Origin of the sequence: Pseudomonas macauensis (assembly GCF_047902425.1) — a bacterium.
Lineage (GTDB): Bacteria > Pseudomonadota > Gammaproteobacteria > Pseudomonadales > Pseudomonadaceae > Pseudomonas.
In genome coordinates this window covers 5,740,302-5,761,117 of the sequence record NZ_CP138377.1, presented here as the reverse complement: position 1 = coordinate 5,761,117, position 20,816 = coordinate 5,740,302, and the positions used below count along the sequence as shown (strand labels likewise).

General features: G+C 58.2%; 16 protein-coding genes and 1 pseudogene. 10 read left to right on the top strand and 7 right to left on the bottom strand.

Annotation, left to right across the window (positions count from 1 at the left end; genetic code table 11):
• Positions 1-178 precede the first annotated feature (178 nt).
• A complete protein-coding gene (locus SD196_RS26325) occupies positions 179-1,456 on the top strand; it encodes a DUF5623 domain-containing protein (protein WP_416310856.1) in 1,278 nt (425 codons plus the stop codon).
• A gap of 179 nt (positions 1,457-1,635) precedes the next feature.
• On the opposite strand, the gene SD196_RS26320 is transcribed toward SD196_RS26325, so the two are convergent.
• Positions 1,636-2,106 carry a helix-turn-helix domain-containing protein gene (locus tag SD196_RS26320; RefSeq protein WP_416310855.1) on the bottom strand — a complete coding sequence of 157 codons (471 nt, stop codon included), beginning with the start codon at positions 2,104-2,106 and terminating at the stop codon, positions 1,636-1,638.
• Between the two features lie 458 nt (positions 2,107-2,564).
• On the opposite strand from SD196_RS26320, the gene SD196_RS26315 reads away from it, so the two are divergent.
• From SD196_RS26315 to SD196_RS26295, 5 genes are all read left to right on the top strand, one after another.
• A complete protein-coding gene (locus SD196_RS26315; RefSeq protein ID WP_416310854.1) occupies positions 2,565-3,155 on the top strand; it encodes a DUF6088 family protein in 591 nt (196 codons plus the stop codon).
• Between the two features lie 244 nt (positions 3,156-3,399).
• Entirely contained in the window at positions 3,400-4,386 is a 987-nt protein-coding gene (locus SD196_RS26310; RefSeq protein ID WP_416310853.1) for an AAA family ATPase, read from the top strand.
• 24 nt (positions 4,387-4,410) lie between these two features.
• Complete coding sequence (locus tag SD196_RS26305) at positions 4,411-6,837, top strand: S8 family peptidase (RefSeq protein ID WP_416310852.1); 2,427 nt, start codon at positions 4,411-4,413, stop codon at positions 6,835-6,837.
• Between the two features lie 952 nt (positions 6,838-7,789).
• Entirely contained in the window at positions 7,790-9,412 is a 1,623-nt protein-coding gene (locus SD196_RS26300; RefSeq protein WP_416310851.1) for a DUF5623 domain-containing protein, read from the top strand.
• 119 nt (positions 9,413-9,531) lie between these two features.
• Positions 9,532-10,536, top strand: coding sequence for a hypothetical protein (locus tag SD196_RS26295; protein ID WP_416310850.1), 1,005 nt, complete (start codon positions 9,532-9,534; stop codon positions 10,534-10,536).
• Positions 10,537-10,624: 88 nt separating this feature from the next.
• Here the strand turns inward: SD196_RS26295 and SD196_RS26290 are convergent, their stop codons facing one another.
• From SD196_RS26290 to SD196_RS26275, 4 genes and pseudogenes are all read right to left on the bottom strand, one after another.
• Complete coding sequence (locus SD196_RS26290; protein ID WP_416310849.1) at positions 10,625-12,313, bottom strand: AIPR family protein; 1,689 nt, start codon at positions 12,311-12,313, stop codon at positions 10,625-10,627.
• A gap of 435 nt (positions 12,314-12,748) precedes the next feature.
• Positions 12,749-14,560: a hypothetical protein gene (locus SD196_RS26285; RefSeq protein ID WP_416310848.1), complete on the bottom strand. Its 1,812-nt coding sequence runs from the start codon at positions 14,558-14,560 to the stop codon at positions 12,749-12,751.
• 155 nt (positions 14,561-14,715) lie between these two features.
• A pseudogene (locus tag SD196_RS26280) lies at positions 14,716-15,564 on the bottom strand (YifB family Mg chelatase-like AAA ATPase); the annotation flags it as partial.
• Positions 15,565-15,603: 39 nt separating this feature from the next.
• Positions 15,604-15,885: an accessory factor UbiK family protein gene (locus SD196_RS26275; RefSeq protein WP_275609239.1), complete on the bottom strand. Its 282-nt coding sequence runs from the start codon at positions 15,883-15,885 to the stop codon at positions 15,604-15,606.
• Positions 15,886-16,288: 403 nt separating this feature from the next.
• Here SD196_RS26275 and glnK point away from each other — a divergent pair, with 403 nt between their 5' ends.
• The 4 genes from glnK (at position 16,289) to sutA (ending at position 18,940) form a co-directional block, all read left to right on the top strand.
• Positions 16,289-16,627 carry a P-II family nitrogen regulator gene (gene glnK / locus SD196_RS26270; RefSeq protein WP_003457590.1) on the top strand — a complete coding sequence of 113 codons (339 nt, stop codon included), beginning with the start codon at positions 16,289-16,291 and terminating at the stop codon, positions 16,625-16,627.
• A gap of 41 nt (positions 16,628-16,668) precedes the next feature.
• Positions 16,669-18,003, top strand: a complete 1,335-nt coding sequence (locus SD196_RS26265) for an ammonium transporter (protein ID WP_343578105.1) — start codon at positions 16,669-16,671, stop codon at positions 18,001-18,003.
• 106 nt (positions 18,004-18,109) lie between these two features.
• The gene (locus SD196_RS26260) at positions 18,110-18,535 is read left to right on the top strand and encodes a secondary thiamine-phosphate synthase enzyme YjbQ (protein ID WP_275609237.1); all 426 of its coding nucleotides are present in this window, start codon (positions 18,110-18,112) and stop codon (positions 18,533-18,535) included.
• A gap of 78 nt (positions 18,536-18,613) precedes the next feature.
• On the top strand, positions 18,614-18,940 hold the full coding sequence (sutA, locus tag SD196_RS26255; protein ID WP_275609236.1) for a transcriptional regulator SutA: 327 nt from the start codon (positions 18,614-18,616) through the stop codon (positions 18,938-18,940).
• A gap of 268 nt (positions 18,941-19,208) precedes the next feature.
• Here sutA and SD196_RS26250 read toward each other — a convergent pair whose 3' ends face one another.
• Complete coding sequence (locus tag SD196_RS26250) at positions 19,209-19,901, bottom strand: HAD family hydrolase (protein WP_416310847.1); 693 nt, start codon at positions 19,899-19,901, stop codon at positions 19,209-19,211.
• On the bottom strand, positions 19,898-20,815 hold the full coding sequence (gene xerC, locus SD196_RS26245; protein WP_275609234.1) for a tyrosine recombinase XerC: 918 nt from the start codon (positions 20,813-20,815) through the stop codon (positions 19,898-19,900). Before xerC ends, SD196_RS26250 begins: the two co-directional genes overlap by 4 nt.
• Position 20,816: the final 1 nt, after the last annotated feature.

The window sequence follows — 20,816 nt, the reverse complement described above, 5'->3', positions numbered from 1 at the left end:
ACTTGGTGTTGCGTGGCCGCAGAAACGATTGCTACGATGAGTGCGCGCATGGCAGGCGTACGACACCCGTCCTTCAAGCTGGCAACGGCACTGCTTTGATCTTTACGACCGACTATGACTTTGTTCGGTCCTAAGTAGCGGAGACGGGTGACGCTGCGTAATGGGCCGGGAGCAAGTCATGGTTACCATCGTAACTCCTCCGTCCACCATTGACGGAATTAAGCGCCTTGCCATCCGCATCAAGCGCGCTCAGCAAATCCCCCATCAAAAAGCCCTCGAAGCGGCCTCGCAGCAGGCAGGCTTTCAGAACTTCGTGCATGCCAAACATGTGTTGAACAGGGCGCTGGTTCAGGAGAGGCATGCCGTCTACCTGACGGCGTATTGGCTCGATCGCGAAGGTAGCCCTCGACGTGCGGGGCGTGAAACCCTGGAAGTCACTTTGTCGCGCAAGCTTGGAGACATCATTACCCGTCACCAGTTGGGCCGCGGTCGCAACCTGAAGGGTTTCAAGTGGGAGGCCGAAGACCACCTTGAAAAAGTGCTCGACAGCTACAGCCGGGAGAGCGCGCTGATAGCTTTGTATAGTGCAAGGGACGCACTGCACTTCCTAGATGCGACGGGGTTGATTCCGGCGCATACCCAGGCGCACTTCAATGCCATGAGGATTGCCAGCAGGGTCCCAGGCAGGGATCACGAGTCCTGGTGGATCGAGCCGCATACTAAAGCATGGCTGTCACTTGACGAGCCGTATGGCCCTCGCGCTCATAAAGAGCGATATGAATGGGCGCATGAGCACGGGCTGAAGCTCGCAGAGCCTCTGTGGGATGGACTCTACAATCCAGGGCAGTGCCATCCCTTCCTGCTTTCGCCCAGTGATGAAGTGCTCTCAAGGGTTAAGATCCAAGTTGAGGCGCTGCAGAAGCGTCCCCCGGCCCAAGGCTTTCTCATCTCGGATAAATACTTCTCCAACTTCGTCAGCCCATCACGGGTTGCCAGTGGCAAGACGAGAAGGCCTCGACCTCATCCATCATACGGTGACCGTATGGGTGCGACGCCTTACGGCGGCGCACCTGGAATGCCCTCTGACTGGAGGCCGGCAACGGCCATGTCGCTGGAGCTTCACATGCGGGTGGGGCCAATGCTGCATAAGCTTTGCTGCAGTTCCGCCAAGTCCACCGGCATCACGGCGCGGACCTACGGCAAGATCAACGCTGTGCGTTCCCGCCTTGAAGATTGGGTGTTCATTGAGCACAAGGCAGCTATTACTCGCGAGGTCGAGGAGAGGCTCTATTACGGGGCTGCGGTTGACGGTTATTCAAGTCCGCAACAGGCATTAGGCGCAATCGAATCGGTCGTTAGCACACTTCGTTCAGGGTATGGTGAGTGCAAGCCGCGGCGCGAACTGCTCGCGCTACTTGAAGCTGCGGCGGAAGGTGTCGTAGGCGCCACCACCTAACCTAGTCGTATCGAACGAGCAGACCTGGTTCTGCATCAAGCCCTCGATCAACGAGGGCTTTCCCAGCACGCCAGTGGCCAATTGCTCGCCCAAAATGGGAAGGACAGTACGTCGATGCCCTCCTCGTAACACAAACAATTTTTTGCTTTAAGTGGCTTTTTATCCATTAACACAAAGAATTATTTGCCTTCTCTATATCCCATCCTCAGCTTTTGAGCCTGAGCCGCAATTTCATCCATGGCTGCGCGGCTAGCAGCATCGCGCTGCTCCGTGTAGGCCACCAGATCCGTGAGTTTGACTCGACGATGGCTGCCGGCTTTCGTGTGCGGCATCACTCCTGCGTCCAGCAGTTTCACAAGAGATGGCCGCGATACGTTGAGAAGGTCAGCGGCTTCCTGAGTGCTCAGCTCTGCATGGATGGCGACCACTCTCACCGCATGGCCTACGGCAATTTCGCTAAGGATTTCTCCGAATAGGCGTAGGGCGAGTGCCGGCACTTGCAGGATCTGCTCGTCTCCGGATTCCGAAACCAGTGTCAAACGGTGGATCCCTGCTCTCGAGGAAAGAAGCTCCTTCATCTTGAGAAGCGATTCGACAGCGGCAGCAGCCTCTTGCTTATCGGGTAGCCGCAGTGAGAAGGCTTTTGGCATGAGTGGCCCCAATGCTTCGGGCGGAGATGTAGTCTGGGAGGAGTTAAGCATCTCCCTGGACGATCCGTACGACGGGGGGACCGGTGGAATTATGCGGAATTATGCGGAATTCCATAATTTTCGAATGCAGGGCGGGCGTGCCTCTGCGACACCCCATCGAACGGGACTCCTGTCACCGAAAAATGGGAAAAGAAATGTGAATGAAATTGCCGAATTTCGCCTGGGAATCTGCGTCATAGACGGCTTTAAATGCCTGGAAAAATCTGAATAGGCCAGCCCGTCTCCTTGCGGGTCCGCTCACCGGACAGCCAGGCAGGGGCCCAAACTAGTCAGTCGAAGGATCCCCTGCTCGCACGTGCGGAAGAGGCCGCGCACCGGCGGCAATTGCTAAGCGCTTGATCAATGTCAGAAATTGATTAATATTTCTGACATTCAGTTTAAACCGTGCTCGAGGCCTTATGACGACTCTTCCTGAAGCGATCATAGATCGCAGCAAGCTCTTGCCCGAAGGAGACATGCTTACGGCGAAGGAGTTCTTGCATCTGGGGAGCCGGGCAGCAGTCGATCAGGCTTTTTCGCGGTTAGCGAAGAGTGGTCTGCTCTTGCGGGTTACTCGCGGGCTCTACGTTGCGCCCAAGGCGGGGCTGCACGGGCGTGAAGCACCCGCGGTGGAAAAGGTTGTCAGTTCTCTGGCCTCCAAAACCCAGGAAGTCATTGCAGCCGATGGGGCGCAATCCGCGAAAATGCTCGACCTCCCAACGCAAGGTGCGGTTGGATACGTGTTTCTCACCAGCGGCCGGGCTCGCACGCTTAAAGTGGGTGGCGTGACAGTAGAGTTGCGCCATGCACCCAAGTGGATGCTATCGCTTGGGGCTTCGACTGCGGGTAGTGTTATTCGGGCCTTGGCGTGGTTGGGAGAGGCGCATGTCAGCCAGGTGATGGTGAAGCTGCGGGAGAATCTATCGACGGCCGACTGGCAGGCGTTGAGTTCAGCAAGGTACCTCTTGCCGTCCTGGATGGCTCAGGCCATAGGCCGTGAGGTGGTTTGACCGGCTGCAGTTCGGCGGAATCTTGTTTAAGGCATGCTGGAAGTGAACTAGGCTACGCCGCCATGCCGGCTGCCCTGTTACGACGTGCGAGCTTCGCGTGTAGATTTAAAGTTGATTAGGAATGGAGTCCTTAATTATGAAGGCCAAAGTGCGAGACGGGTTATTGCAAACTGGTTAGCCGCGATAGATTCAGTCGATGACTAACTAAGTGGTGAGTAAGCAATAAACCAAAGGGTGGTGTAAAATGGCGAACGGGAAGATTCTTCGGCAGCTCTTCAGGGCAGGTACAGCAGGCGATGCAGATGCATTTCGCCTTGCGTCGAAAGCTGTTATCGAAGAGGAGCGGCAAAAGCAGCACCATCTACTCGCAAATGATCTTGAACAGATCCTTTACGGCGGCGACTTAAATTTACGGGCATCTGGTAGCACGCAACGCACTCAGTATGATGTTCCTGTAGATAAGGAACGAGGTCTACCGCTGCTGGATATCAGGACGCCCAAGCGTTCACTCGATGAAGTAATTCTTCCCCTGAGCAGTTCAGCCGCCCTTGAGGAGATCCTCGAGGAGAACAGGCGTGCGGATGTCCTGCGCAGCTACGGAATGAAGCCTGCCGGGAAGGTCATATTTTTTGGCCCTCCGGGTTGCGGAAAGACGCTGGCAGCAGAGGTCGTGGCATTCGAGCTTGACCGGCCGCTGGCCATCGTCCGCCTGGATGCCTTGGTTTCTTCATTCTTAGGCGAGACTGCCGCCAACCTTCGGAAAGTTTTCGATTTTATTGCCCAACATCCATTTGTAGTTCTGTTCGACGAATTCGATGCTATCGGTAAAGAGCGGGACAATAGCAGTGATCACGGCGAGCTGCGCCGAGTGGTAAACGCTGTCCTTCAGATGATGGACTCATACGAAGGTAGCAGTTTGATTCTCGCCGCTACGAACCATGAGAGGATCCTGGACTCGGCTATTTGGAGAAGATTCGATGAGTCCATTGAATTCCCCCTCCCGGATGAGAAGCAGCTGAAAGAGATTTTGCATCTGAAGCTGCGAGGTATCCGTCGTCAATTTGAGATTGACGACAAAGAAGTATTGAAGGAGTTTAAGGGTAAGAGCGGAGCGGACGTCGAGCGCGTCGTACGCCGTGCAGCGAAACGGATGATCCTGCGGGAGCAAGAGTTTCTGACCATCAAGGAGCTGAAGAACGCCCTTGTTCGGGAGGACCTCAGGAAGTCCTAACCATCAGCCTTCAAGGACGAAGTAGTGGCTACCTACAAGCACCTGAGCATTGCGCGAGAGGTGCTGGATAACCAGCGCCGGACCAAGAATCCTCCCCTTTTCGTGACCCGCGGAGATCTCCGCGGGCATGGCCAAAAGCTCAATGCCTACTTCGCCACGGCTGAAGGTCAGGCTAGAAAGCAAATCGGCTCCACAGCGAGCTCCCCCTATGTCCTCAAACTGAAATACGAGGGCGCTCTTACGTTCGCCAACCTGTCACACCACGGGTTGGAGTTCATCAGCCAGGAAGACAAACAGCTCTGCGTGGTCTTTGCGACAGAGGCTGGCTTGGCCATGTTCGCCGACCACCTGAAAAAGCTGGGTGTCCTCGGTACCAGCTTGACCTACCGCCAGATCCTGGAGGCGATCGAAGGGATCGAGGCGTGGTCGGCGGAGGATCGCAAGAGCTGGGCGCTTAAGAATGTCGGCCTTCCCGATACTCCTAGCTTCAAACTTGACGTCGAGCTCTGGCCTGTTGACGTAGCGAACCACCCCAGCCGCATCCGGCTGACGACCGCCTTCGAAGGCTGGCTGGAAAGCCAGAAGATCCGGAGGATCGACAAGGTCAATCTGGATAGTCTGCTGATGTACCGGGTAGAGGTCACTGCAGGCCAGGCGGAACTCCTGCTGGATCATCGCGATGTGCGGTTAGTTGACCTTCTTCCTGCCACCGGGATCAGCATTCGCCAGTTGAACCGTGACATCAACGAGCTCCCCCGCAACATTCCTTCCCCACCTGCTGATGCAGCACGGGTCTGCATCTTGGACAGTGGGATCAATGGGAACCACCCGCTGTTGAAGCCAGCCATGGCAGAGAGCGCCTCTTTCATCGATGAAGAGGGGGACGCCGATGAGGTCGGTCATGGTACGGCTGTAGCCGGCGTCGCTCTCTATGGTGATGTGGAGGCCTGTGACAACTCGAATTTCTGGCGGCCCGAGTTCTGGCTCTACAACGGCAAGGTGATGAAGAAATGTCCGCACACTGGAAATGCGGTCTACGACGAGCACTCGCTTGAGGCCTCCCTGACCAAGGCCGTCGAGTACTTCGTGGACCTCGGCTGCCGGATCTTCAATCTATCGCTGGGCAATAGCCACGCTCCCTATGATGGGGCCCATGTCCGTGGCCTTGCCTACATCCTGGATGTCCTTTCCAGGCGCCACAACGTCCTCTTCGTGGTGTCGACGGGCAACTTCTGCGGATCCGAAAACCCACCGACACCCATCAACAGCTGGCGAGATGAGTACCCCGAGTACTTGCTGGCAGAACAGAGCGCCATCATCGACCCTGCGCCTGCTATGACGGTGCTGACGGTAGGGAGCATTTCTCGGCACAACGCTACCTACGACGCCCAGCGGTTCCCTGAGATCCAACAGCTCTCACCGGCTTCGGAAAACCAGCCATCTCCCTTCACCCGTCACGGTCCCTCGGTGAAAGGCGCATTCAAGCCAGAGCTCGTTGCCGCGGGTGGTAATCTCGCGAGTCCCATGCGGCAGAACAACGGGCAGTGGCGCCCAGATATGCGTGGGTTGGGTGTGCTTACCCTCAATCACCAGGTGATCGGAAACACGCTGTTCAAAGAGGTGAGTGGTACCAGCTTCGCGGCTCCCTACATTACGCATCTGGCTGGACGTTTGCTGAACGAGTATCCAGCGGCATCTGCCAACCTCCTTCGTGCCATGTTGGTCAATCAGGCCTATTTGCCGGAGCAGGTCCTCTCCACCTTCTCGGATGAGTTCAGAAAGGCCTACAAGGAGGACAAGAGCACCTACAACCGTGAGGTCGCGCGGGATGTGGCCGGCTATGGAGTCGTAAGCGAAAGCGATCTCTTCAGGTCCTCCGACAACGTCGTCGTTTTGATGTCGGAGGAAAGCATCGAGAATGATTCCTGCCAGTTCTTTGAGCTGCCGCTGCCGGCCGAATACTTGCGTTCCGCCCGCGCGACACGGGAACTCTCCGTGACACTGGCTTATTCGCCTGCAGTCCGCACCACCAGGATCGACTACGTGGCTACGCAGATCAGCTATCGCTTGGTGAAAGGCACGTCGCTGGATGACGTTCAGAAATACTTCAACCAGCTGAAGAAGGCTGAAACCGAGACGCGAAACGATGACGCGACTACCAGTCGTGACATCGCAGCTCAGGCGCGCAGCCGCGGAACAGTTCAGTCCTCGCGTTGGACCTTTAAGCAGCGCAAGCCACATGAAAAATGGTACGTGGTGGTGATCAGGCAGGATCGCGAATGGAGCCATCCTGATGTGCTGGACAAGGAGCCTTACGCGTTGGTGGTCACCGTGGCGGACCGGGAAAACGAGAACGCAAAGCTCTACACCCAGATCCAGGCCCTGATTCAGCAGCAGGTTGAAGAAAGGGAGCAGCTGCGGGCTGCGGCTCGCTTGCAAAACAGAGGGTAAGTCTGTGGGAGCTCTTGGTCGTAGCCAGAGCCCCCTCTCTCCTTCGCACTGGCGTCGCCAGCAGCCTTTAGGCCTTCACGAAGTAATTCGCTCCACTAGTTCGCAAACCCCGCCATCCTGGCAATCTCTGGACGTCTGGAGTAGGGAGTAGCCCTGCGGAATTGCTCACCACTTGACCAGCCTATCGGTATGCAACCAAGGGCAGCGTTACTGATGCTCCATCCAGCCATTCCTGTAGAACTCCAGGAATTGATGAGAAAACTCTTCAGTCAGCGCCTGTTGAGAGTTTCGGCTGGAACGGATGACAAGAAATCCAGTGTCAACTTTCACCGACAGCGGGCGAATTTCGAGCTCTTTAAACGTTTTTTCGTCGCAACTCGTGCGGGAAAAAGCGCCACAGCGTTCTTGCTCATAGGAATGATGGAGTTCGGGCGGCGGTACTGAAGCACTTCACCAGATGATTTGTCAGCAAGCGCCGCACTATTGCCCGAACAACGCAGCTCTGGGAGCGCCTTGGAGCTGTCCTTCGTAACTGGAATGGAGCTGTCTGCAATGAAAGGGTGGGGATTTAGGGTTAGCGCGCTGGGTTTCAGCCTGGAAGCTATGAACCTCGGGAAAGGGCATCTGTGGGCAATTTTCATCCACCTCGACGCGTGGATCCTTCACCAAGGACTGGTTTCGAAATGGGCGCTTGCTCAAGCGGTGACGGGTGTTGCCTGACAGCTGAACTCCCCGACGTTCGTCTCTTGCCCGCTCTGCCAAGGCAATTGATGAAATCACGCAACCGTGGTTAGATCCGCACGAGGCCTTCTGCAGAGGCCTGCCATCCGCTACAGCGAACCCTTATAGGGACTGCATTCCTCTGTTTTTCATACGACGACTTGATGCTGTCTGCAGCCTCGTCGGTATTTGCGGATGATGCCGCTCGGCTGCGTAACGTCGAGGAACTCGTATGAGCAGCTATTCGTCTCGATTGGACCGCCACCTCAAGAACCAGGCTCGAAAGCTTCGGCAGGCTGGCGAGCTCACCAATCAACAAGCACTAGACCGCGTCGCTATCGACTTTGGCTTCACAGGCTGGAAGCAGGCCCGCCAGCATATGGCTTGGGCGGACGCGAGGATCCGTGAATGTGAGTCGTCTCTTCCTCAGGAAATCGCACATTTTGCAGTGCAGCTCCGTGCCACCGTTGGGTATCCCTATGCCGCGGATGACCGTGTCGGTATCCGCTACATGCCCCGCGAGGCCCAGCATGTCGAAAACGTTGCGAAGCGCCTTGTGTACCTGCGTTTGTATGAGCATATCCACGCTCCGGAGCATCTGAACCGAACCGATAATGCCAAGCTGTGGTTCCGCCCGGTGTTGCTGCTGGAAGACGCGGAAGACCAGATTGCAATCGGTCGAATGAAGCTGCAGTCACTGGCTGCCGCGCTGATCGATCCGACCGCGCCTTCCACGTTTCCTCGCGAGCGTGCCCCGCTAACACCGGAGCTTGTCCGTACTAGAGTGCTGACTTACCTACATGCGTTGCACTCGATGTCGCTGATCAGGTGCTTAGGAAATCGGCCCGAATCGGTGCTGGAGCATCCCAGCTTCAAATCATTCGTCGGCTACGCTCTGGCCGGGCTGCAGGCGCATGCTCAGCTCGGCAGTTCTCACCGCATCGTCATATCCTTCGCGGGAATGTCCGAGTGGGCGCAACCTGGGCCCGCCCGATTCGATTCACACGTGTTGCGATGGGTGGATCAGCCTGCTGAGTTGCTGGAAACGAACAAAGCCGCCCCACTATCCGGTGGGGCGCCAATAAAGCAGGCGAGTAGACCGGCTCATCCCCTACCTCAAGATCAGCACCGTTGGCTGGCTGAAAGCCTGCATTCGATCGAGCAGCTTCTCCCTGAACAGCCAAGTATGCGGAAGCGGTTGGACGTCGTCCGAACCACCTTAGCAGGCTGGCTAGCGGCCGAATCCGACAGCGCTGAAGTGGCAAGCGAGGTCTACTTCAAGGCAACTCGAAACTACAGGTCTCGAGCGTTCTTGGCTCCAGCTGAGGAACGGAGGGTCTTGAGTCTTCTCCAGAATTTGCGTCGGTGGATCGAGGAAGGTTATGCGCCGTGTGTTCCCTGTTCGCTCCTTCTCGGCAGGCTGGCGAACCTGGAGCTTACGCTAGGGCGCTGGCTGGAGCGTACACGCCATCATTGGAAGAAGACCAACCTGAAGGTATTGATGGACTCCATAGGATTGGTAGCGGTGGATCCCAAGCAAGACGTGCTGCTTGAGGACGAGTCGAACTGGAAACGGACAGAGCTGATGGGGACGAGCTGGGAAGGTAGCTTGGTCTCGTCAATTCGCCCTCACCTCTTCAAGTACTGGCGTGAAGAAGACGAAGCTGACGGGTATCCCTTCGATGAGTCTTCGGAGGACAGCGAAGATTCCTTAGTCGAGCACCTCTACGGCCTGGCTTTCTATCGGTACGTCGGGAAGGCATCAACGCCGGCAGCCTTTATGCGTGAGGCTCACAAGGCGTTTTACTTCGGGGTGGAGCACGCCTGGTTTAGGCAAAAGCTTCTCCAGGGATAGCCGGCGAAAGCCATTGCGGACTGAGGTCTGTGGTGGCGAAAGCGATTCCCTGCTGCGCATCAACGCTGCCAAAGCATATAGAGGCGGCTAGGAAAATAGCTCGGAGGATGAGACCGGCGATGTTTGAAGAAACAATCCGCGCACTGAAAAAGCTTGGCGACGAAAAATCTACTGTCTCCATCTCAGCAGACGATGACAACTACTTCGATCGGGAGTGCCCCGCGCCTGAATGCTTAGCTCAGTTTAAGGTGTTGATGGCCGACTGGACGGACAAAGTCAGGGACGAGGAGGTCTTTTGTCCATTTTGCGGCCACACCGCTGATGCCCAGAAGTGGTGGACGCAGGAACAACTTAATCACGCTCGGAACGTTGCGCTGGCGAATATTCAGGGGGCAATCGGTGGTGCGCTTCGTCGTGACGCGCAGAAATTCAACCAGAGACAGCCCAAGGGCGGTTTCATATCGATGAGCATGAAGGTGGATAGCCGGCCTCAGCATGTACCGATTCCCTATGCCGCGGCAGCGCCCATGCGACTCAAAATCACTTGTGGTGAATGCGGGTGTCGATATGCCGTTGTCGGTGCGGCGTATTTCTGTCCGTCTTGTGGAGCAAATGCCGCGGAGCTTGTCCTCGATCTCACGGCCCAGGGCATCCGGCAGTCGCTCGAAGCCGTTGACGCCATCAGAGCCGCCATTCCAGATGCGGACACTGCAGAGAATACGTGCCGTCTGATCGTCGAGAGCGCTTTGCAAAACGCGGTAACGGCATTCCAGCGGAGTGCAGAGGCGCTTCACGCGCGTGTTGCGCCGAAAACCAAGATTCGGCGCAACGCATTTCAGAACCTTGCAGAGGGTTCAGCTCTTTGGGTTGCCGCCATAGGGCACGGTTACGATAAGCACCTTACGGCCGTCGAGATGGAGCAGCTGACGACAGTCTTCCAGCAGCGTCACCTGCTCGCCCACACTCAGGGCGTCGTCGATGATGATTACATCAGGAAAACCGGTGACACGCGGTATAAGTCTGGGCAGCGATTGGTGATCAAGCGTGAGGCAGTGGCGGAAGCATTAACTCTGGTACAGCAATTGACGCGCGGTATCCGCGAGGACGCCAAGGATAATGGGTAATCTAATCAGCGGTTGCTTTTGGCCGGTTTCTGCTGGTCGTGATGAGCAGAAACCGGCCAAAAGTGGTCATACAGACGAAGGACGTGCCTCACTTTGCGACAGAAAGGTCCGAACAAAGAGCGTCAATGGAGTCAGCCTTCTTCCGTATTACGTCTTTTGAGTATTGTGCGACCAGCCTCGCTGAAACTTTCTTGCACCAGGTCGGACTTTTAAGCTCGTTTTTGTAGTCAAATGTTTCAGAGGCCTCGCCGACAACTTCAGCGTTCAGATCTAACGCGAGCGACTTGGCCAAGCTCCCAAAGAGCTCGATCAATTCTACCTGCCGTCCAGACGAGAGAATTCCTTTCATGTTCTTTAACATTGCCGCACCAGTCGGCTCGGTGCGGATAAGACTTACAACTGCATAGGCCAAGAAATACTTCGTAAGGTTATAGTAAGCAAAATGCTTGTCCTCGATCGCATCAAGCGCTGAAGCAACCGACTTGAAGCACTCCCAATAACCCAAAATCCTCTCGCCCGTAACGTCAGGCCTGCCGAAGATGTCTGAATGAAGCTCATCCATTACCTTATATTTCTGGTGACAACTCCAGGGCTGCGCAAGATCCATTGCGAGCAGGATCAGTCCTGCCTGCTCGTTTGATACAACAGTCTTGCCCTTGTTGTCTTCGCCTTGTTTGATTTCATATGCAACATTCTTGCTGATGACGCTGACTTCAGCCTTTAGTCGCTGCTGAATGTTATGGTTGGACTTTAAGTCGCGTGCCTTGATTGCATTCTGGTTGTTACTGTTCGTAGTAATGCGCTGAGACAGAACTGTGTCATCTTTCGTCTCAATCAGTTTTACCAATATTTTGAGATCGTCTGTAATCTTCGACTTTTCGGCGATCAACGACGTGAGGCTTTGTGCGCCGTTAACTACTACGTAATCCTCGACCTCTATCCGCTCTTCTGACTCAGTAACAATCTTTCTGCATAGTACATTGATTCCGTTGTGATAGAGCGGAAAATTCTTGTGCTCCCCCCTTGCCCTGATACTTTCTCGGAGTCCTTTATTGACTTTAGTGTTACCCAAGGCCAATCGGACGTTCTGCTCAAAGAGACGCCCATCCGCAATTCCGTCCATCTTGAGAAGGTTCAGGGCTGGCGCCAAAAAAAGTCGGGCAGTCGCACCGCCGGCGTCATATTTGATGACATCAGAGTCAGAAACATCGAAGTAGTAGGTGTCCTTGATTCCGCCATCTACATCTAAATCGACGTAATCATTGGCTATCGCAATAGCGTCGTAGAGTTCGATCTTTGGAAGTTTTGCGAGAACTGCTTTTGCATCGCCGTTTGCTCGCGCATTACTTATGAATATACCAAGTACGTCATACCCGCTATCCACCTTGGCGGCAAGGTCCGCCCTCAAAATGGTCTGCTTCAGTCTGTCATTCTTCGTTTCGGAAAAAATCTCGTCTATCTTCTTTTTGCTATCGAATTGCTGGAGGGTGCCGTAGAACTCCTTAAGCTCTGTGTCGCCGAACTCTGCATTATCCTTAATTTTAGTTTTCGCTTGAATTATGTATACGGTCTCGGCGACATCGTCAACATAAATGGCATCCACGCCTTTATCATGCTTGGCATCCACGCAGGAATCATCGGCGCTAACCTCATCCAGACGATAAATGTTCTCTAAAAACCATCTGACAAATCGACCGGAGAAATCAGGAGCCCGCTTTTCATAAGATTTAAGCTCGCGCTCAGAGAAAGCGCTGTGGTTAAGATTTTTATATTCCATGAACTTTCCTTGTTTGCATAAAATTTAAGTTTGGTCGTGAGTCACGTTTTCTGGAAATTGGAGCAGAAAATTTCTGGCGGAGATTGACAATCATGTCATGCCGAATTGCATTAATCTACTGATGCCGAACGCTGATTCAGGAGCAAGCTCTCGCTACCCAAGGTTGCCTGAGGAGCAAACAACGGCGTGCGTTTTTCTCGGATTTCAAACGCGAGGCTGTAGCCTTGGCGCTAGATCAAGGCTACAGCCATTCCGAGGCCTGCCGTTTACATCGTCCAAACTTTCTAGATAGTTATGAGCCCTTTTGGCCGTTCTCTACCCATCATGTTTACAAAGCATGCTGGTCATATCCGATGCAATTTGTGGTCAGAGCGCATGAAAATGACCGGTCAGGTCGAATGCAAGCGGATGGTCAGGTGGAGTGCAATTCCGCATTTAGGGTTGCACTATTGTGGTGCAACGAGTCGCCTGCTCTCTTCGAGGGTGGCGCTTCACCTTTACTCCCACTTTCTGGAGAGCCAGGACTGCAGTTGCGTCGTACCACGCCTCCTTGTCACTGGATGGACGGTGCTCAAAAGTGCGTATGTCGGGGGGAAGGATGTTCTCGAGGCGTGAGGATTTTCCTTCGCAGCGGGGAAGCTCTGCATCGAGGAAGGCGATGGTTTCGCCTGCCTCGTTTGAGTCTGCAATGGGGCAAATGAAGCCGCAGAACGACTCTTCCACTAGTCGTCCTTTTCTCTGCTGCTGGTCGCGCTGGATTTCTACGACCAAGTATTTATCTCCGGCGACGATAACAATCAGCGCAAGCATTCCCCTGGCGCTACCGTCCTTCAAGCTCAACCATTTCGTCTGGTCGGAAGTCCTGCCTTCATCAGAAAACAAGACACATGTTGGCGGGTCGGTGCGGCGAATGTGCTCGGGAGGTAGGAACCATCCTACCGTTTCGATCTGCTTAGCCTCCTGCAGGCGCTTGAAGGACTTCCACATCTCCTGCAGAACGCCTTGTGAGTTAACGCCGAGCTCTCTTGTGGCCATGACAACCTTTCCTGTCGTCTGGTCGCGTTGGCCCTGAGGATCTCCGGTGCTGTATTTCTCTGGCGGTACCTCATCCTTGGGAGTCGACTTCCGTCGCTCGTATGGCTTCGCGACCTTGACCCTCTCCACGCATCTGTCGCCCAAAACTTCGAAGGAGTCGTCTTCGATTTCTTCGCGTGGATAGGAGCTTCGCGGCTGTGACCGATCCGTAAGAGCTAGCGAATCGAGCTCATCTGGAGTCAAACGGCTGCCTTCCCCCGCCAGCAGATCTTCAGTGGCTCCTTCGACCTGCTCAGCCTTATCTCTCCTGACCTCAATCGGGAGTCCCGATGGCATCTGCATCCCCACCAATTCGGTGCACAGGAAGCTTTTGCCATCGCTGTTCCAAAAGCCGCGGCATCTCAGCTTCGTCGCGCTGTTAAACCAGGGGCGAACCTGCAGTTGTTGGGAGTAGCCCGACTTGAATTTGTCGTTATTGAGCTGGGCATGTAGGAGTCGCGCCGAAGTCGCCCCATACGGCTCATCGTTTGCCAGATGGGCTAGAAGGAGGTCGTCGTCCTTCTTCATGTCCTTGTGGGGGTAAACGATCCACTTTTCGTTGCCAGTTAGTGGCTTTTTCTTGGGAATGAGCTCGTCAGGAGGTGTGTCCTTTGAGAAAAGCCGGGCTTTTGCCTCAGACCAACCGTAAGTGGTGAGGATCCTCGGAATTTCTGACCCCCTGGAGTAACCCCGGACGAGGAGTTCTATGCAGTTCAATTGCAGGCGTTTCTTGCCCATCGAGAATTCGATAGCCCAGTCGCCATGACACTTGGGAGGCAGGGGGTAAGGGCTGTTCTCCTGGCATAGCCCCAAGTCCTTCGCAGTCCGGAAGCTCCAGTGAGACCCCTCGAAGGAAAAGCTCACATCAAACCAAGCGGTCTCGTAGACGACTCTTTCAGCCACTTTGTTATCAACCAATATCAGGCCAGGTTGATAGAAACACAGGCGGCTCAGCGCGATTTCACGCTTATCGAACGTGTCAGTGAGGGTGTCACCGTCGAGACGCCGAAAAATGACGTTCACCAGCGGGACTGTGTTGTCGCTCGTGTTGCGAACCAGTGAGCTGTACCACCAGACAAGCCAGTCGCCAGGAGGTAATTCAAGGTCCAGCTCGTAGGTCCTGCTCCGAGATGGAGAGGGGTAGTATTTGACGCGCTTGAGTACGTGCGGCACCGCGGATTCCCTGTGCTAGGGCCACTGCGAAGGAAAAGGCTCTCTCAAATCATACGAGGGGACGGCGCGCCAACGGAAGTGTTTTAGTCGGGCGAGATAGTGCTAAATCTGTCTCAGAATATTCTTTATTTTCCCAATTATTTCTTGTTGCCTCAGCCGCCACCGACCAGCGCTGGCGCTGACGCCGTATGGTGCGGTTGGCGGAAGGGCCGCTGCGGCCAGTGGGTCAGCGGCCCGCGACCGGCCACGGAATGGATCGCCGCCACCTGCAAGGCCTCGTCTTCATCCAGCGGCGGCATCAGGCCGGGCAGGCGGCTGGCCAGCAGTGTCTTGCCGGTGCCGGGCGGGCCGCTGAGCAACAGGTTGTGCGCGCCGGCTGCAGCCACCAGCAGGGCGCGCTTGGCGGCTGTCTGGCCCTGTACGTCGGCCAGGTCGGGGTAGGGCGGCGTGCTGCGCAGCAGGCCGTTCGCCTCGTAGGGCCGCAGGCGTTCCTGGCCGCTGAAGTGCGCGGCCAGCTCCAGCAGATGGCCGACCGCATAGACCGTCAGCCCACTGGCGAGGCTGGCTTCCTCGGCATTCTCCTTCGGCACCACCAGCGCCCGCCCGGCGGCGCGGGCGGCCAGGGCGGCGGGCAACACGCCCGGCACCGGACGCAGGGTGCCGGAGAGCGCCAGTTCGCCCAGGCATTCCAGGTCATCCAGGCCACCGGCATCGGCGAGCTGTCCGCTGGCGGCGAGGATGCCCAGGGCGATGGCCAGGTCGAAGCGCCCGCCATCTTTCGGCAGATCAGCCGGGGCAAGATTGAGGGTGATACGGCGGGCGGGGAAGTCGAAACCTGAGTTGAGCAGGGCGCTGCGCACGCGGTCCTTGCTCTCTTTCACCGCGCCTTCGGGCAGGCCGACCAGGGTCAGCGACGGCAGGCCGTTGGCCAGGTGCGCCTCGACGGTAACGCCGGGCGCTTCGACGCCGACCTGGGCGCGGCTGTGGACGATGGCGAGGGACATGGATCACTCCTTGATCACATGCCGCCCCGCCGGTGGGGCTTATTCGGCGTGTTCGGCCGGGGCCTCGGCGGGCGGCGAGAGCTTGGCTTCCATTTCCGCGACCTTGGCTTCCAGTGCTTCGAGGCGGGCGCGGGTGCGGGCGAGTACCACCATCTGGCTGTCGAACTCGTCACGGCTGACCAGGTCGAGCTTGCTGAAGGCGCTCTGCATCAGAACCTTGAACTGGGCTTCCAGCTCGGCCTTCGGCAGGGGCGATTCGCCGCCGAACAGGCGTCCGGCTTGTTGGCTGATGGCATCGAGGAAGGCTTTGGGCGGCAGCATGGTTCATGGGTTCCGGATTGAATCAGAGCGCAGTCTATCACGCAGCCAGCACTGGCAGCGGGGCGGGGGATTGCACGCTTTTTGAGCAGTATGCCCGCTGCGCGTGCGCGCTTTCGGTGCGCCCGATGGCCACTGGCGATTGGCCAGAAGCCCCGGACTTCCAGCAAGTGGCTGAAAGCACGGGCATTTCACCGAGCTGGCAAGGTTCATGCTTTGGGGCATGCATGGCGTGCACCGATGCAGTTCCGGTGCTGCAGGCGAGGCGGTGGATTGCTTCGATCAAGGCAGTCGGAGTGCTGAGGTAGGGCGGCCGGCGCATTACAAAAGCCAGACACTGCGCTTAGACTTGTCCCCGGGTTCGTTCTTCCTGGGGCGGGTCCACCAAAACACGGGAGAGAGTTACATGAAGCTAGTCACAGCCATCATCAAGCCGTTCAAGCTGGACGACGTTCGTGAGTCGCTGTCCGAGATCGGCGTGCAGGGCATCACTGTGACCGAAGTCAAGGGCTTCGGCCGGCAGAAGGGCCACACCGAGCTGTACCGTGGCGCGGAATACGTCGTCGACTTCCTGCCCAAGGTGAAGATCGACGTCGCCATCGCCGATGACCAACTGGATCGTGTTATCGAAGCCATCACCAAGGCCGCCAACACCGGGAAAATCGGTGACGGCAAGATCTTTGTCGTAAACCTGGAACAGGCCATTCGTATCCGTACCGGCGAAACCGGCACCGACGCGATCTAAGCCAAGCCCACACCGAACCCCACGCCCCAGGAGAAACAACAATGACTCTGCGCAAATACGCAGGGCTAGGCGCCCTATTGCCTCTCGCAATGCCCGGACTGGCCCTGGCTGACGAAGCCGCGGCCCCCGTCCTGAACAGCGGTGACACCGCCTGGATGCTGATTTCCAGCGCGCTGGTGCTGCTGATGACCATCCCCGGTCTGGCCCTGTTCTACGGCGGCATGGTGCGCGCCAAGAACGTCCTGTCGATCATGATGCAGTGCTTCGCGATCACCGCGCTGATCAGCATCCTCTGGGTCGTCTACGGCTACAGCCTGGCCTTCGACACCGTCGGCATGGAAAAGGGCGTGGTCAACTTCGCCTCCTTCGTCGGTGGCCTGGACAAGGCCTTCCTCAGCGGCCTGACCAACACCGGTCTGACGTCCGCCGCCGCGCTGTTCCCCGAAAGCGTGTTCGTGATGTTCCAGATGACCTTCGCGATCATCACCCCGGCGCTGATCGTCGGTGCCTTCGCCGAGCGCATGAAGTTCTCCGCCCTGCTGATCTTCACCGCGCTGTGGTTCACCCTGGTCTACGCGCCGATCGCCCACATGGTGTGGAGCGGTGACGGCGGTCTGCTGTGGGACTGGGGCGTGCTGGACTTCGCCGGTGGCACCGTGGTGCACATCAACGCCGGTGTCGCGGGCCTGGTCGCCGCTCTGGTGATGGGCAAGCGCAAGGGCTACCCGAATGCCGCCATGGCACCGCACAACCTGGGCTACACCCTGGTCGGCGCGGCGCTGCTGTGGGTGGGCTGGTTCGGCTTCAACGCCGGTTCCGCTGCTGCCGCCAACGGCACTGCCGGCATGGCCATGCTGGTCACCCAGATCGCCACCGCCGCCGCTGCCCTGGGCTGGATGTTCGCCGAGTGGATCACCCACGGTAAGCCGAGCGCCCTGGGCATCGCCTCCGGCGTGGTTGCCGGCCTGGTCGCCGTTACCCCGGCCGCCGGTACCTGCGGCCCGATGGGCGCCATCGTGATCGGCCTGGCTGCCGGCGTGATCTGCTTCTTCGCCGCCACCAGCCTCAAGCGCGCCATCGGCTACGACGATTCCCTGGACGCCTTCGGCGTGCATGCGGTCGGCGGCATCGTCGGCGCCCTGCTCACCGGTGTGTTCGCCGCGCCTGCCCTGGGCGGCTTCGGCACCGTGACCGACATCGGCGCCCAGCTGTTCATCCAGTTCAAGGGTGTGGCCTTCACCATCGTCTACACCGCGATCGTCAGCTTCGTGATCCTCAAGGTGCTGGACCTGCTCATGGGCCTGCGCGTCAGCGAGGAAGAGGAAACCATGGGTCTGGACCTCTCCCTGCACAACGAGCGCGGCTACAACCTGTAAGGGTTCGCGCAAGTTCGACGAAGGGCGCCTACGGGCGCCCTTTGTTTTTTTGAGCATCACGCTAGAATGCGCGCGCATCACCGTTCCCGACGGAGGAGAGCCCGCCATGTGGCAGCAGAAATCCATCACCCTGCGCCCTCGTTCGCGAGGTTTCCACCTGGTCACTGACGAGGTCCTGGCCGCGTTGCCGGAGCTTGCGAAGTGCCGTGTCGGCCTGCTGCACCTGCTGTTGCAGCACACCTCGGCGTCGCTGACGGTGAACGAGAATGCCGATCCCTCGGTGCGCCGCGACTTCGAGCGATTCTTCAATCGCCTGGTGCCGCAGGGCGAGGGCGGTTACGAACATGACTACGAAGGCCCGGACGATCTGCCGGCGCACTTCAAGGCCAGCCTGCTGGGCTGCCAGCTGACCCTGCCGATACAGGATGGCCACTTGGCAATGGGCGTCTGGCAAGGTATCTATCTCGGCGAGCACCGTGACCACGGGGGCCCGCGCAGGATACTGGCGACCTGGCAGGGCGAGCTTGTGTGAATTTTTTCCAGCTGCGTTCGTCAAAGCGCGCAGCTGGGCTATAACTAACGTGCTTTGCAGCACCACAGAGGTTGAACAATGAGCGACGAAGAACTGGAACAGGACGAGCTGGACGGCGCCGATGAGGACGATGGCGAGGAACTCGCCGCGGCTGACGATGGTGAAGCCGAAGGCAACGATGGGGATGAAGCCCCTTCTTCTTCCGGTGGCGGCAAGAAAGCCAAGGCCGCGGTAGAGGAAGAGGAACTGCCCTCGGTCGAAGCCAAGCAGAAGGAACGCGATGCCCTGGCCAAGGCGATGGAGGAGTTCCTCAATCGCGGTGGCAAGGTGCAGGAGATCGAACCCAACGTGGTCGCCGATCCGCCCAAGAAGCCGGATAGCAAATACGGCAGCCGCCCTATCTGATATCTGACGCGACATGAAAAAGCCCCGCCATTCCCGAGAGGGAGTGGCGGGGCTTTTTCATGGAACTCGTAGAGTTGTCGCCGTCAGGAGCGTAGGGCGTATAACGTTCGACGTTATACGCCGTTTGACCTTGGTTTCCGGCCGCGCGGACTCCAGCCCGGAAGTCTCTTACCGAGCGCTTCGAACTCAACCCACCCGCCAGCTGGCAATCAGGGTGTATCGGCGTACAACCGCGAACGGTTGTACGCCCTACGGTCGCGTGACGGCCTTACAGCTTCGCGAGCACCCCCGGCAGCTCCGCCAGGTTGTGGATGATCGCGCTGGGCGCCTCTTCGCCATCCCAGTCCTTGCGCCCCGGATTGAACCAGACCGCCTTCATGCCGGCGCGCCGCGCCCCGGCGATGTCATCGCTGGGATGGTCGCCGATGTGCACGGCCTGCTCCGCCGCCACGCCACCGCGCTTGAGCGCTTCCTGGAACGGATGCGGGTCCGGCTTGCCAACCCCCAGCTCCTCTGCGCACAGGGCGAACTGGAAGTAGTCGGCCAGGCCCAGGCGGCGCACGTCGGCATTGCCGTTGGTGAGCACGCCTAGGATGAACTGGTTGGCCAGCCGCTCCAGCGTCGGATGCACCTCGGGGAACAGCGCCACCTGGTGCCGCGCGTGGAGGAAGGTCTGGAAGCCGGCTTCGGCCAGGTCACCCGCCTCGGCCTGTGGATAACCGGCGTCGAGCAGCGCGTGGAACAGGATGCGCCGACGCAGTTCGCTCAGGCGGTGCTTGAGCATCGGGTCTTCGCCCTGCAGGCGCGAGCGGATCGCCCACAGGTGTTCGATGGGCACCGGGCCCAGTTGTGCGGCGTTCACCGCCAGCCATTCGCGCAGGGTGGCTTCCGCGCTGTTCATCACCGGGGCGACGTCCCACAGCGTGTCATCGAGGTCGAAGGTGACCAGACGGATACTCATTCTTCAGCTCCCGGCTCGCCATCGTGCTTGCGGCGCGCCCGTGGGTGCGCCTGGTCGTAGACCGTGGCGAGGTGTTGGAAATCCAGGTGGGTGTAGATCTGCGTGGTGGCAATGTCGGCGTGGCCGAGCAGCTCCTGTACGGCACGCAGGTCCTGGGACGACTCCAGCATATGGCTGGCGAAGGAGTGTCGCAGCATGTGTGGATGCAGGTGCTGGCCCAGCTCGCGCACGCCGGCTTCGCGCACTCGCAGCTGGATGGCGCGTGGGGTCAGGCGCTTGCCGCTGCGGCCGATGAACACCGCGTTGTCCTGCGGCGAGGCCAGCGCCCGCAACGGCAGCCAGGCTTCGATGGCCTGTCGCGCGGCGCGGCCCACGGGCAGTTCGCGCACCTTGTTGCCCTTGCCGTGCACGCGCACCAGGCCTTCCTTGAGGTCGAGCCACTCCAGGTCCAGGCCGACCAGCTCGGACAGGCGCAGGCCGGAGGAATAGAACAGCTCCAGCACGGCCTGGTCGCGGCGGGCGATGAAGTCGTCCTCGACACCACCGTCGAGCAGTTGTGCAGTGCGGTCGGTATCGAGGGTGCGCGGCAGCTTGCGCGCGCCCTTGGGCGCGGACAGGCCGTCGGCGGGATTGTGCCGGCAGCGGCCTTCACGAATCAGGTACTGGAACAGCCCGCGGGTGGCCGACAGCAGGCGCGCCAGGCTGCGGCTGGCGAGGCCTTGCTGGTGCAGGCGGGCGACGAACAGGCGCAGGTCCCGCACCTGAAGTGCCGGCCAGTCGCTGAGCGAGGCTTTTTCGCAGAGGGATGCCAGGCGCGTCAGGTCGCGGCGGTAACCGTCGAGCGTGTGGGAGGACACCTGGCGCTCGCTGCGCAGGTGTTCCAGGTAGGCGTCGATGTCGGCTTCAAGCTTCAAG

Coding starts and splice junctions, on each gene's coding strand:
- SD196_RS26325 (WP_416310856.1), top strand. CDS start 179: ATGGTTACCATCGTAACTCCTCCGTCCACCATTGACGGAATTAAGCGC.
- SD196_RS26250 (WP_416310847.1), bottom strand. CDS start 19,901: ATGAGTATCCGTCTGGTCACCTTCGACCTCGATGACACGCTGTGGGAC.
- SD196_RS26265 (WP_343578105.1), top strand. CDS start 16,669: ATGACTCTGCGCAAATACGCAGGGCTAGGCGCCCTATTGCCTCTCGCA.
- SD196_RS26320 (WP_416310855.1), bottom strand. CDS start 2,106: ATGCCAAAAGCCTTCTCACTGCGGCTACCCGATAAGCAAGAGGCTGCT.
- SD196_RS26260 (WP_275609237.1), top strand. CDS start 18,110: ATGTGGCAGCAGAAATCCATCACCCTGCGCCCTCGTTCGCGAGGTTTC.
- SD196_RS26295 (WP_416310850.1), top strand. CDS start 9,532: ATGTTTGAAGAAACAATCCGCGCACTGAAAAAGCTTGGCGACGAAAAA.
- SD196_RS26275 (WP_275609239.1), bottom strand. CDS start 15,885: ATGCTGCCGCCCAAAGCCTTCCTCGATGCCATCAGCCAACAAGCCGGA.
- SD196_RS26300 (WP_416310851.1), top strand. CDS start 7,790: ATGAGCAGCTATTCGTCTCGATTGGACCGCCACCTCAAGAACCAGGCT.
- SD196_RS26315 (WP_416310854.1), top strand. CDS start 2,565: ATGACGACTCTTCCTGAAGCGATCATAGATCGCAGCAAGCTCTTGCCC.
- glnK (WP_003457590.1), top strand. CDS start 16,289: ATGAAGCTAGTCACAGCCATCATCAAGCCGTTCAAGCTGGACGACGTT.
- sutA (WP_275609236.1), top strand. CDS start 18,614: ATGAGCGACGAAGAACTGGAACAGGACGAGCTGGACGGCGCCGATGAG.
- SD196_RS26290 (WP_416310849.1), bottom strand. CDS start 12,313: ATGGAATATAAAAATCTTAACCACAGCGCTTTCTCTGAGCGCGAGCTT.
- SD196_RS26310 (WP_416310853.1), top strand. CDS start 3,400: ATGGCGAACGGGAAGATTCTTCGGCAGCTCTTCAGGGCAGGTACAGCA.